General features: G+C 37.4%; 4 protein-coding genes. 3 read left to right on the top strand and 1 reads right to left on the bottom strand.

Translation table 11 applies throughout. The features are described 5' to 3' along the window. Window positions 1-280, top strand: a 280-nt coding sequence (locus tag B9T35_RS16770) for a uroporphyrinogen-III C-methyltransferase (RefSeq protein ID WP_228147186.1), incomplete at its 5' end; no start/stop codon positions are given. 824 nt (window positions 281-1,104) lie between these two features. Here B9T35_RS16770 and B9T35_RS16765 read toward each other — a convergent pair. Next, window positions 1,105-3,825: a M66 family metalloprotease gene (locus B9T35_RS16765; protein WP_086192266.1), complete on the bottom strand. Its 2,721-nt coding sequence runs from the start codon at window positions 3,823-3,825 to the stop codon at window positions 1,105-1,107. A gap of 490 nt (window positions 3,826-4,315) precedes the next feature. Between B9T35_RS16765 and B9T35_RS16760 the strand changes: the two genes are divergently transcribed. Together B9T35_RS16760 and B9T35_RS16755 are read left to right on the top strand one after the other, a co-directional pair. Beyond that, a complete protein-coding gene (locus tag B9T35_RS16760) occupies window positions 4,316-12,130 on the top strand; it encodes a YDG domain-containing protein (RefSeq protein ID WP_086192265.1) in 7,815 nt (2,604 codons plus the stop codon). Window positions 12,131-12,132: 2 nt separating this feature from the next. After that, entirely contained in the window at window positions 12,133-13,806 is a 1,674-nt protein-coding gene (locus B9T35_RS16755) for a ShlB/FhaC/HecB family hemolysin secretion/activation protein (protein WP_086192263.1), read from the top strand. The last annotated feature ends 531 nt before the right edge of the window (window positions 13,807-14,337 follow it).

The following is a 14,337-nucleotide window of genomic DNA, read 5'->3' as shown; positions in this document are numbered from 1 at the left end:
CTATGAGCATCAAACTTTAGTGCTTTATATGGGTTTGGTGGGATTAGAAAAAATCTGTCAGAAATTGATTGAGCATGGTCAACGTCCGAACATGCCTGTTGCACTTATTTCCAAAGGTACAACACCTGAGCAGAAAGTTGTGGTTGGAACTTTGGCGGATATTGCATCTAAAGTTGCAGAACATCAAATACAAGCACCAACTTTAACCATTATTGGTGAAGTGGTTGAATTAAGAGAAAAGTTTTTTGGTTCATTAGAGCCTTATTGCAAAAACATTTAAACATTCAATTTTATTCAAATTACTCAAATTTAAGTGACAACTTGGACGTGAGGTCTGCCTAATTTTGTAAGCTTATTCAGTGTCGCTGTTTTCGCATTGATGTGTAATGAATTAACAGCAGACTTTCACATGGGTGATTCTAGAAGGTGAATATTTAAAAGCTCTACGCTGTTTGATTCTGAGTCTAATCAATGATGATCTGACTTTAAGCCAAGAAAAATTGATTGTATTTGTAAAATTTAAGGTTGATTTAAAGTCGTAAAAATAGCAGTAAGGATTAAATGTTAATAATCTATAATTAAATAAAGACAATATCTTATTAACTTAGTTTGATTGTCACTTCTTCCGCTAAATATTAAATTAAGCAATTGTATTTACAATGGATTTTTTCTTTCCTGTGTTTTGTTCCACATAATAACCCACATCAAATTTTGGCTAGCATGCATATTATTGGACTTTTTAGTATGCCTTTGAATCTACAGTGAAACGGATCGATGGGTTTCCAAATTGTATTCCGTATATTCTAGGTTTCATAGTTGTTGTATTGATATTTAATTAACGAAGGTTTCAGTATTCCATACAGAGATTTTTCTGGAAATTTATCAAAGTTAGAATATTTCTTTTGAAAAAAAACATAAATCTGAAGGGATTCTTACGCTCTAGATTTGTTTGTTTCCCAACAAGAATATCTGACTGTAATGCTCTAATACATTTTCCACACCTAATAGCTGATATTTTGAAAGGGATTGTCTTTGCTTATTTTTAGATAAAAATACTCGAATAAGAAGATAATAATCTTCTTATTCGAAACAAATAAAATAACTTTATTGAGAATTCAATGCATTGTTTAAAAGAGGAAGATTTTGCCCCGTGGCTGCAGCAAGAATAAAGTTTTGACTTTTCTGAGTAATAGTCCATTTTTGGTTATTACCACTACCACAGCCATAAGTAATTAATTTACCACGACCTTCTGGTGTTGGTGTCCAACCACCACTCAAATCAAGACAGCTGTTATTTTGTCTAAATTGCTGAGTAGAGCCTGTAACAGGTGTTTCCCAAACTTGGCTACTTGTATTGTTGTTACATTGAGCTAAAGATGCTCCTGATAAACAATATTCAGGATATTGAACACTGTGAATTTTACCTATTGCATCATGGATCCATAACGTTGAGGCACTACCATCACAGCCATTTTTACCACTGACAAAGATTTCAGGTAACCCAGTTGTTGCTGATATTTCAGTTTTCATGCATGCAGCATTCATATTAGGCATGATTAACATAGTTGCTCCGGTCATAGGATTACTGCTACTTAAACCAAGTGCACTGACAAAGTTTTTCAAAGCGATATTGGCGGCGCTTACGTTATTCGTTAAATCAGTACGGTAGACATTGATCCAGCGATTTAAACGATATAATAAATTTTGCTGTTCTTCATAACGTTTTAGTTCAGTCAGTGCTTTACTAGAGAACTCGCCTGTATAAGTTTTATAGGCATCATATAAAACTTTTTGATTCGGCGTTAAAGTGGCAATGCTTTTGTTTTGATTATTTTGTAAAGCCTGATCAAGTTCAGGTAATTCAAGCTGACGGATTGCTGAAAAGCCCTGTGCCTTACCTATAATTACAGCAGATGGTAGTGGCGTTGCATAATCAGGGATATCGATGTGAGAAAGCTGAATCGCTTGCTCATTTTCTTTTTTACAATATAAATCGACTTGTCTAGGCAGATCACTCTGAGCAAGGTTGATATGCAATTTGTTAGCATTGCTTCCCATACGTATTGGTGCTAACGCAATATTCTGTGGAGCTTTGTTGGTATATGTAACATGTGCCCAACAATTTGCATTATTCGTATTTGTATCGACTTGAGGTAAAGCAAAGACGTTGCCCCAGTTACCACGGGCTGCTGGATAGAGCAAACCTGTATTATTAACGGGATCATATCCGCCTAAAATTGTAAATACAGGCACACCAAACTGGGCTGGTTTTAAATAATTTCCATTCGCACTGTTATACCAGACCTGATTGGAAGTAGGAACTTTTGGCTGAACAATGTCCATTTGTCGTGTAGTACTATTCCATTGTTTATAACCTGTAGGGGAAGAGGCATCCCAAACGGCTCGATTAAACGCAGGTTGGATACTGCGGAAAGTACTGTAGCCTGTATAGTGGGTATAGCTCGATAATGAGCTTGAATAGTTTCCACCAGACATTGCATCAGTTGAATAAATATATTTATTTTGGAACAAAGGTGTTCCATTTAAACGGTTTTCTAGATTAGTGACATTCCAGTTGAGATTGCCTCGCATACGATTACGATAGGCAATATAGCCCCAACCACTGTCAGCATGATGACTCGCCCAAAAATAATTATCGCCATTTTGTCCTGGATAATGCCCTAGTCCATAATGGTGGCCAATTTCATGACTGAACTCATTTCCAATAGAGTCTATGAGCGTCAGAATACCATTGCCTCCACTGAGCCCATGATTGGCAAGGCCATTTTGATAGCGACCACGAGCATGATGGATCACTACACTTTGAGTCAGTTGAGGCTGCTGTTGACTGACCATGCCTGCACTAGTGACTCCCCAATTGGCGAGATTAATCCCCGTACTAAAGGTGGATTTGGCGGTGTTTTCACGCATATCCCCACTATAGACATCTCCATCCGTTTCACTGAAGGTATCGTAAATTTTACCATTTGCTACCATGACTTTGTTCAGCACCATGTCATCATATTTGCTGACTGTAATTTGTGCGGCTGGAATGGTTTGTAGGTAGTCTGTTCCTGCTTGTGCAGGCTGATTGAGAAAATAGTACTGACCATTCGGTGGATCAGTCAACATGCCTAAACGTATGGATTGAACGACCAACTCCCCAGGTCCAGCAAAATCAATAGCCGTTGCTGCTAGACGACCATTCATACGTGAATTTGGATCGACAATCCGAATGTTTAATCCTGGCTTTACTTCATCCCAATTTAAAGCTGCAGTCCATGCTTTTTTTGAGTATTCAACACGTGCTCGGTTGTCATTATTACTTTGATCTGAAAGTGGAATCTGTGATGGCTCTTGTAATGTTATACGACGAATCAGACGGCTATTGAGATAAATTTCTGCATTTAGTTGCTGAATATCTCCCATCGCTGCGGTGGGTGTCACCAATAACAAGGCATCTTTTTCACTGGTCAAGCGAGGCATTTGTTTTGCTTCGTTGCCATTTGGATCGACTGTATGGTTTTGAGCAAACTGAATCATCGCAGAAAAACTACCTGCTAAGTCATTACGAATGATTCGTTCATTGCCTTGTAGGTCTTGATCATAAAAACCAAGCGTTCCAGAAACGAACATATCTTTCGTTGGTTCTGGATATGCAGAATTAGTGGCCAACATACGTGCCTGCATAGGTGTACCAGTAGATGCTAATTCTGCATTGGTATTTTCTATTGTCTCTTGTGAGCTTTCTCCACAAGCAGATAATAATATTGCCGATATACAGAGTGATAATGTGTTAATCGAGTGTTTTGTTGAGGCTCTCATACTAATATTGACCCAATTGATGATTTTTTTGATAAATAATATATCCATTATATTATTTGTTTGTTGCTTGAATAATATATTAATTATTATTTAAATGTAGATAATTGATTTTTTATAATGTGTGATATTGTTGTTGTTTTTATTTTTAAAATATAAAATAATCAATATTTTATATTTTTGTTTTAACTGTATCCTATTAAATATATGAAATATTTTAATATTTATTTTTTATAATATATGTTTTTTAATATTGTTTTGAAAATTATCATTATAATTAATCGAATTATATTATTATGTATATGTATATTAATTAAAACACTGTATCTTTCTTTATTGTTGAATTTTTTACTTTATTAATAACAATCTATTATTATTTTTTATTGAAAATGATATTAAGGTCGCATAATTTTATTTATGAATGCATTTTTGATTAAAAATAAAACAGAAATAGATATTCAGCGTTAAAATTAAATTTGAAGGTAGGCTCTAAATGAATAAGGTTTATAAGACGGTATGGAATAAGCGTCAAAATTGCTCTCAAGTTACTTCTGAACAAAGTAAAGGGCAGTCAAAAAACAGTCAATCTTCATCTCAAGTCAAAGCTGTAGAAATACAAAAAAATTGGTTTGATTTTGCTCGACTATCATTATTAAGTTTAGCTTTATTACCATTATCGATATGGGCAGGTATTTACGATACTCAGCTACCAACAGGAGGGAATGTAACTGTTGGTTCGGCTCAAATTAGTCAAAATAATAATACGCTGAATGTTCATCAAAATAGTCAAAATGTTGGAATTCAATGGAATGATTTCAATATTGGGCAAAATGCTACGGTTAACTTTCATCAGCCAAATTCATCCTCTATTGCTGTAAACCGTGTGTTGGATAGCAATGCTAGCCAAATTATGGGGAAATTAAACGCCAACGGTCAGGTGTTTTTACTGAATCCGAACGGTGTCATTTTTTCAAAAACGGCTCAGGTGAATGTCGGGGGGATTGTTGCATCTACATTAAATGTAACCGATGGCGATATTATGAGTGGTAACTTCACCCTAAAAAATCAGGGGGGTGCAGGTAAAGTTGAAAACCATGGTTCCATTATTGCTGATGGTGGTGTGATTGCATTTATTGCACCGAATGTGATCAATACGGGCAATGTTGAATCTAAAAATGGCGTGATTCATTTTACCGCCGCAGATCAGGTAACTTTGCATTTACAAGATGGTCAATTGACTGAATATCAAGTCGATATTGGGACTTTACAAGGTTTGATCGACAACCAAGGCGCTATTCTTGCTAATAATGGCGCTGTGTATTTAACTGCGAAAGCCAAAGACAGTTTAAGCAAAGCGGTTGTTAATCATAGCGGGATTATCGAAGCCAACCGTTTAACGAAAAATGCCAAAGGTGAAATTGTCCTTCTCGCGGATATGGAGCAAGGTACAGCCAATATTAATGGTGTGCTGAAAGCTGAAGGCAAAAATGGGCAGGATGGTGGGTTTATTGAAACCTCAGCTTCTACGGTTCATATTGGACAAGATACTCAGGTGTCGACCAAGGCAGAGGGTGCCAAGACAGGTACATGGCTTATCGATCCAACTGATTTCACTATTCATGGAGGCACAGGGGCAGCAACGGGTAGTGGAATTGGGGCGATCACCTTACAAAATAATTTGAATAACACCTCAGTTCAGCTTGAAACACAAAATACAGGAAGTGAAAAAGGTGATATCCATGTCAATGCAGCAGTGACATGGAATAAAGACACCAAACTTACGCTAAAAGCGCATAACGATATCAACATTAATGCCAATATTACAGCTCAACATCAAGATGGAAAAGTTGAACTACTATATGGGCAAAATGGTGAAAAAAATGCCAACTATTATTTAAATAATAATGCTCAAATCAATTTGCATGCAGGTCAAAATTTTAGTATCCAAAAAGGAACAGATACGGTCAATCGTATTGATTATACAGTCATTACACAGTTAGGGAATGAAGGCTCAACATCAGGTACAGACTTACAGGGGATCAATGGCGATTTATCTGGAAATTATGTTTTAGGTGCAGATATTGATGCGACTATAACGAAAGATTGGGGGAGTTTTGATGAACAAGGTTTTAACCCAATTGGCAATGAGTGGGATGGCAGTTTTACAGGACGTTTTGATGGCTTAGGACACAAAGTTTCCAATCTCAATATCGATCGAAGCTATGCTTATGGTGTAGGGCTATTTGGCTCAATCCAAGATGCTATCGTTCGAAATGTGGGTGTTCAAAGTGGTAGCATTCGTGGTGATAGTTTTGTTGGTGGTTTGGTTGGTCAAAGTCACAATAGTTTGATTGAAAATAGCTTTAGCCGTGCCAATGTGGAAGGAATTGCGACGATTGGCGGTTTGGTCGGAGGCAACTACGATGGCAGTCAAATTCAAGATTCTTATGCGACAGGAAATGTAACAGGTGGAGATTTTTCACTGTATGCAGGTGGTCTAGCAGGTGCAAATGACAACGCTCAGATTGAAAACTCCTATGCCACTGGGACAGTGAAAGGTGATGAAATTGTCGGTGGACTCGTCGGAGATAATAATAACAATGCCGTGATTGATCGCAGTTATGCAACAGGTCAAGTTACAGGGGGTAGCAATGTCGGAGGTTTAGCCGGAAACTCATATTACGGTTCAGAAATTAAAGACAGTTATGCAGTCGGTTCAGTGACAGGCAATAACATTGTGGGTGGATTAGTCGGTGAAAATCTTGCTGCGAGTATTAATACCAGTTATGCCTTAGGTAAAGTTACAGCAACAGATCAGACTGAAGGTGGTTTGGTCGCGAAGAATACCCAAGGCACTGTAAATAACAGTTATTGGGACAAAGACCGAACAGGTCAAACGACGAGTGCGGGCAGTGCAAATAAAAATGGTCTAGCAAGTCAGGATATGTTCAAAGCAGATCAGTTTATCGGTTTTGATTTTGACACCGTTTGGGGAAATGCCAATGATCAAACCACGCCATATTTACAAAATCACAATGGTAGCAATCAGGTCATTAAGAAAGATGATATTACAGGCGCCTTTTATGGTGTGATTCAAACCATTCAACAATTACAAGCGGTGAATAATCAACTCGATGGGCATTATCTAATTGGTAATGATATTGATGCCAGTGCTACGCAAAGTTGGGGTGATTCGGAAGGTAATGGTTTCAAATCTATTGGTGATCAAGACAGTGCATTTACAGGTGTAATTGATGGTTTAGGTCATCAGATAAAAGAACTTTATATAGACCGAAAAAATAGCGACCAGGTGGGTTTAATTGGAATCAATCAGGGCACAGTGAATCATCTCAGTATAAAAGATGCCAACATTACGGGACGTGATTTTGTTGGTGGTGTAATTGGTCAAAACGAAGGGCAAGTGAGTGAAATCTATAGTTCTGGTACGATTGCGGGGCAGAAGCATGTAGGTGGGTTGCTCGGAAGTAACAATCAGACTGTACATGAAGTGTATAGCACTGCGAATGTAAGTGGACAACAGCAAGTCGGTGGTTTAGTTGGACAAAACACAGGAACACTTCAGGATATTTATAGTACTGGAGATGTCACAGGTGTCGATCAGGTTGGTGGTTTGGTCGGATTTAATAGCCAAAATGCGAATATTAAAAATGCTTTTACAACAGGAACTGTGACGGGAGCAAGCAAAGTCGGTGGTGTAGTTGGTCAAAATGACGGTACGCTGATTGCAACCTATTGGAATATCGATCATCAACAAACGACATCGAAAGGTGTAGGCGAAGGTTTAGGTGATGCAATAGGTCTGAATACTGAACAAATGAAATATGCTAAAAACTTTTCATTCCTCAATGAAGATAGTCAACTAGGCGGTAAAGATACGATTTGGCGAATCTATGAGGGAAATACAGGACCCTTGTTACGTCATTACTTAACTACTGTTGATTTGTCACTCAAAGATAAAAATACAACTTACGATGGTAAGAAACAGCATTTCGCAGATGTTTGGGGATTAGATGAGTCGAAATATAAAGCCCAAGGTCAAGTGAGTGGAACAAATGCAGGCGAATATAAAGCGAACTACTATTCAGATGATCAACAAGGCTACGACTTTATTGGAAATGAAGGCACGTTAACCATTAATAAAGCAAAAGTCACTGTGACTGGTTCGAGTGAAACGGACAAAATTTATAATGGTCAAAATCAGTCTATGAACACTCCAACTTATACCGTTGATGGTATGGTCAAGGGAGAAAGTGAAACACTATTGGGCAATATTTTAGTTTCAGGTGAGACAAAAAAAGACGCAGGAACTTATGACAATAAAGTGACAGGTGAAAATCAGTCAACTCAGAATTATGACATTGTCTATGTCGATGGTAAGTTTATCATTAATAAGAAAAAAATTACTGTCACTGCTCTAGATGAAACGCGTGAATATAATGGATTTAATCAACAGGTAACTAGTTTCAAGGCCGAAGGTTTAGTAGATGGTGAGAATGAAAGTGTTTTAGCCAATAGTGTCAACGCACTTGCGACACGTAAAGATGCGGGTGTCTATGATCATGCGGTAGGCTATAGAAATAACGATGGTGATAAAAATTATGATATCGAGTTTAAGTGGGGTAAATATACTATCACCAAGGCCAATGTCATTGTTAAAGGAGATAACCTCAATACGATTTATAATGGAACAGTACAAAATCAAGGTGGGTATGTTGTTTCAGGTTTAAAAGGTAATGATAAACAAGGTGTTTTAGGTAATATTGGTAATACGGCTGCAAGTGGTAAAAATGCAGGCCAATATCAGAATGCAGTATCAGGTGCAGAGTCGAGTGCTAACTATAATATTGTGTATGAAAATGGCGTATTGGATATTGCCAAAAAACAAATCACAGGTTCAATTAGTGCACAAGACAAAGTCTACGATGGCACGACCAATGCCATTGTGAATGGTAGTCTGAGTGGTGTGATTAATGGTGACAATGTTAATATCACAGCACAAGGTCAATTTAGCGATAAAAATGCAGGTTCAAATAAGAATGTGAATGTATCAGGTGCTTTAAATGGTACAGATGCAGGCAACTACGCGCTTTCAACGAATCTACAAACCCAAGCCAATATCAGTAAAAAACAAATCACAGGCTCAATTACAGCTCAAGATAAAGTCTACGATGGCACGACCAATGCGATTGTGAATGGTAGTCTGAACGGTGTGATTAGTGGTGATAATGTCAACATTTCTGCACAAGGGCAGTTTGTCGATAAAAATGCAGGTTCAAATAAAAACGTCAATGTATCAGGTGCTTTAAATGGTACAGATGCAGGTAATTATGCACTTTCAACAAACGTACAGACTCAAGCCAATATCAGTAAAAAACAAATCACAGGCTCAATTACAGCTCAAGATAAAATCTACGATGGCACGACCAATGCCATTGTAAATGGTAGTCTGAACGGTGTGATTAGTGGTGATAACGTTAATATCACAGCACAAGGACAGTTTGTCGATAAAAATGCAGGCTCGAATAAAAACGTTAATGTATCAGGTGCTTTAAACGGTACAGATGCAGGTAATTATGCACTTTTAACAAACGTACAGACCCAAGCCAATATCAGTAAAAAGCAAATTTCAGGTTCCATTACAGCCCAAGACAAAGTTTATGATGGTACGAGCAATGCAATCGTAAATGGTAGTTTGAACGGTGTGATTAGTGGTGATAATGTCAATATCACGGCACAAGGTCAATTTAGCGATAAAAATGCAGGCTCGAATAAAAATGTGAATGTATCGGGTGCTTTAAATGGTACAGATGCAGGCAACTACGATCTTTCAACGAATCTACAAACTCAAGCCAATATTAGTAAAAAGCAAATTTCAGGTGTGTTGACGGCACAAAACAAAGTCTATGATGGTACGGCCAATGCAATCGTAAATGGTAGTTTGAATGGTGTAATTAGCGGTGATCAAGTCGATTTAACTGCACAAGGTCAGTTTACTGATAAAAATGCAGGTTCAAATAAGAATGTGAATGTATCGGGTGTTTTAAATGGTACAGATGCAGGAAACTATGATCTTTCAACGAATCTACAAACCCAAGCCAATATCAGTAAAAAACAAATTTCAGGTGTATTGACGGCTCAAGACAAAGTTTACGATGGCTCAACCAATGCAATTGTAAATGGTAGCTTAGATCAAGCAGGCATTATTGTGGGTGATCAAGTCGCTGTTGGTGGAACGGGACATTTTGTCGATAAAAATGCAGGACAAAATAAAGAGGTCAATGTATCTAGTAGTTTAATTGGTACAGATGCAGGTAATTATGAATTGACCACCAATGACCAAGTCACAGCCAATATTAGTAAAAAACAAATTTCAGGTGTATTGACGGCTCAAGATAAAGTTTATGATGGCACAACCAATGCAATTGTAGATGGTAGTCTGAACGGTGTAATTAGTGGTGACAATGTCAATATCACGGCACAAGGTCAATTTACAGATAAAAATGCAGGTTCAAATAAGAATGTGAATGTATCGGGTGATTTAAATGGTACAGATGCAGGCAACTACGAGCTTTCAACGAATCTGCAAACTCAAGCCAATATCAGTAAAAAGCAAATTTCAGGCTCAATTAACGCACAAGATAAAGTTTATGATGGCATAACTAATGCAATCGTAGGTGGCAGTCTGAATGGTGTGATTGACGGTGATCAAGTTGATTTAACTGCACAAGGTCAATTTATTGATAAAAATGCAGGCTCGAATAAAAACGTCAATGTATCAGGTGCTTTAAATGGCACAGATGCAGGCAACTACGATCTTTCAACGAATCTACAGACTCAAGCCAATATCAGTAAAAAGCAAATTTCAGGTGTATTAACAGCACAAGACAAAGTTTACGATGGTACGACTAATGCAATCGTGAATGGTCACTTAGATCAAGCAGGCATTATTGCAGGTGATCAAGTTGCTGTTGGTGGAACGGGACATTTTGTTGATAAAAATGCGGGGCAAAATAAAGCGGTTAATGCATCGAGTAGTTTAATCGGTACAGATGCAGGAAACTATGAATTGACCACCAATGGCCAAGTCACAGCTAATATTGCCAAAAAACAAATCACAGGCTCAATTAGCGCACAAGATAAAGTTTATGATGGCACAACTAATGCAATCGTAGGTGGCAGTCTGAATGGTGTGATTGACGGTGATAATGTCAACATTTCTGCACAAGGTCAATTTAGCGATAAAAATGCAGGCTTGAATAAGAATGTGAATGTATCAGGTGCTTTAAATGGTACAGATGCAGGCAACTACGCGCTTTCAACGAATCTACAAACCCAAGCCAATATCAGTAAAAAACAAATCACAGGCTCAATTACAGCTCAAGATAAAGTCTACGATGGCACGACCAATGCGATTGTGAATGGTAGTCTGAACGGTGTTATTAGTGGTGATAACGTTAATATCACAGCACAAGGTCAATTTACAGATAAAAATGCAGGTTCGAATAAGAATGTGAATGTATCGGGTGTTTTAAATGGTACAGATGCAGGCAATTACGATCTTTCAACGAATCTACAGACCCAAGCCAATATTAGCAAAAAGCAAATTTCAGGCTCAATTAGCGCACAAGACAAAGTCTACGATGGCACGACCAATGCCATTGTGAATGGCAGTCTGAATGGTGTAATCAGTGGTGACAATGTCAATATTACAGCACAAGGTCAATTTACAGATAAAAATGCAGGCTCGAATAAGAATGTGGATGTATCAGGTGCTTTAAATGGTACAGATGCAGGTAACTACGAGCTTTCAACGAATCTACAAACTCAAGCTGATATAGCCAAAGCGAAAGCACATGTGATTGGGAATAATTTAACAGCGACGTACAGTGGTCAGCAACAACATGTGTCTGGTTTTACTGTCAATGGTTTAGTGGGCGGTGAAACTGCATCTGTATTGACAGGTATTACAGCTACAGGGGCAAATGGAACAAAGGTCGGGACATATGCCAATGATGTGAGCGGTAGTGATCAAAACTATGATCTAAGCTTTACTGCAGGAATGTTGAAAATTACCGATACCTTGGTGATACCTGTACCACCTATACCTGAAAAACCGACTGTACCAGATATTCCTGCTCTACAAGGCTTTGATCTTCAGGCTTATCAACGGGCAATTCAATTTGCACCTCAAGAACGTCAGCCGAAACAATCAAATCAAATTGAAATCGAAATCATGGGTGATGGTATCAATATGGACGGTATTCAAACATTAACAGGGAAATTTTAATTATGTTTTATCCAAAGAAAACTTTATTGCTGAGTACGCTTGCTGTCAGTAGTTTTCCTGTGATTGCAAATACCATTCCAAATGCGGGTCAATTGTTACAACAGCAGTCATGGCAACAATATCAGCCACAAGCAGAGGTTAATATTGAAGTACCTCTGCAGATGGACACTAAGTCTGTTGACTCACAACAACAGATTCACATTAAACAAGTGGTGATACAGGGTAATCAAAGTATTGCTACAAAAGATCTGCAAGCATTGGTCAAATATGTAGAAGGTCAGGTATTAACGCTATCTGATTTACAACAATTGACTAAAAAATTGACGGACTATTATCAGCAAAAGGGTTACCCATACAGTCGAGCTTATTTACCTGTACAAAGTTTGGCTGAGGGGGTCGTCAAGATTCAAATCTTGGAAGCAAGATATGATCGTATTCAGTTCAATAATCAAACTGGAACTGCAAATCACTTAATTGAGGATATTTTAGCGCCGTTACAATCAGGTGATATTATTGATTCGGCAACGTTGCAACAACAACTCAAACTTCTGAGTCGTTTAAATGGCATTAAAATTCGTAATGTGGTGAGTGCTGGGCGTTATCCTGGAACAAGCGACCTAACCATTCATATTCAACCTGACAAAACTTTGGATGGTTATGTTGGGCTTGATAATTATGGTAATGAATATACCCGTGAAGTGCGATTGAACGCAGGTATTGCGGCGAATAATCTGCTCGGTTTGGGGGATAGACTCAGTTTTGACGGAATGACCTCCGGAAATTTAAACTTTGGTCGTTTGGGGTATGAAGCAACGGTCAATGCTGCTGGAACACGTCTAGGTGCGAGTTATTCTGATCTTGATTATGAATTGGGTAAAGAATACAAAGCACTAGATGCAGTAGGGAGAGCCCAACAAGCGAGTGTATGGCTGAGTCAACCTGTATTATTGAATAACCAAAGTGAAGTTGTACTTGGAGTGCAATATGACTTTAAACGCTTAGAAGATGATATTGAAGTTGCAGACCTTTATCGGGATCGAGATATTCATGTTGGGCGTATCCGTTTAGATGCATCACAGACCGATAATTTTGCTGGGGGCGGTTTAACTCAGTTTGGTGTTGCCGCAGATTTTGGTCATGTTGAATTTAAAAATGCAGCAACGGAGAAAGATGATCTAGCAACTGCTAATACACAGGGTAACTTTGTCGTAGCATCATTGAATGTGTCTCGATTACAAAATTTTGTAGACTCAGATACGCAGCTTTATGCTGCGTTGCAAGCTCAGTTTAGCCCAGATAATTTAGACAGTGCACAGCAGTTTAGTGTTGGTGGTTCTGCCAATGTTGCAGGATATGAAAATAGCGTATTAAGTGGTTCAACAGGTTATTATCTATTGGCTGAACTTCGACACAGTTTATATGCTTCTTCAAATAACCAAGTCATCGGTAAGGTTTATATTGATACAGGAGAGGTAAAGCGCCAAGCGCATAAATGGAAAGGGTTAACTGGAGATAATCAAGAACGTATCAATAGTGCAGGCTTGGGATTGAATTGGACAAATTCATCACAATGGGGCGCAGCGCTAACCGTTGGTTTCCCAATTGGTTCAAAACCCAAGAGTTCGGAACAGCCGAATGATGTTGAGTCGTGGTTTACCATTACTAAGCATTTCTAAAAAATTATTATTTTATATAGTGGTGAAAATACTATATTATTGTATTTTCACCATTTTTTATTTTTAGATGTATTTTTAAAGTTATTTTTCATTAAATTAAAGAAAGTAAAAAAAGGCTTTTATAGGTTAATTATTCACGTATAAAGTGAAATTTTTATTGATTTTATTAGGTAAAGAATCATTGATCTTATGGATTTTTTTTAGTTAGGTAAAATATAATTAATAAATTTTGATTGTGTAGCTCCTTAGCATAAATATTAATATTTTTTATTTATTGAACTTCGATGGGATAGGAATATGTGAGAACTCTTAAACCTTTAATTTGGTTTTTTATATAAATTTTCAGAGATATTTTATTATTTTTAAATTAATAATGTAGTTGAAGTTTATTAATGATATTGTTTAAATAAAAATCAAAGAATCTTAATATATAAAGAATAAAAAAAAATGCAAATCATCTTTCTGTGATAATTAATTGTATTTTCTGGTTAATGGTGATTATTGTCTCATTAATTAAATTAAATTTCTTAA

The sequence above is a fragment of the Acinetobacter sp. ANC 3832 genome (genome assembly GCF_002135415.1).
In the GTDB taxonomy this organism is placed as follows: Bacteria; Pseudomonadota; Gammaproteobacteria; order Pseudomonadales; family Moraxellaceae; genus Acinetobacter.
This window is presented reverse-complemented; position numbering and strand designations above follow the sequence as displayed.

Coding starts and splice junctions, on each gene's coding strand:
- B9T35_RS16755 (WP_086192263.1), top strand. CDS start 12,133: ATGTTTTATCCAAAGAAAACTTTATTGCTGAGTACGCTTGCTGTCAGT.
- B9T35_RS16765 (WP_086192266.1), bottom strand. CDS start 3,825: ATGAGAGCCTCAACAAAACACTCGATTAACACATTATCACTCTGTATA.
- B9T35_RS16760 (WP_086192265.1), top strand. CDS start 4,316: ATGAATAAGGTTTATAAGACGGTATGGAATAAGCGTCAAAATTGCTCT.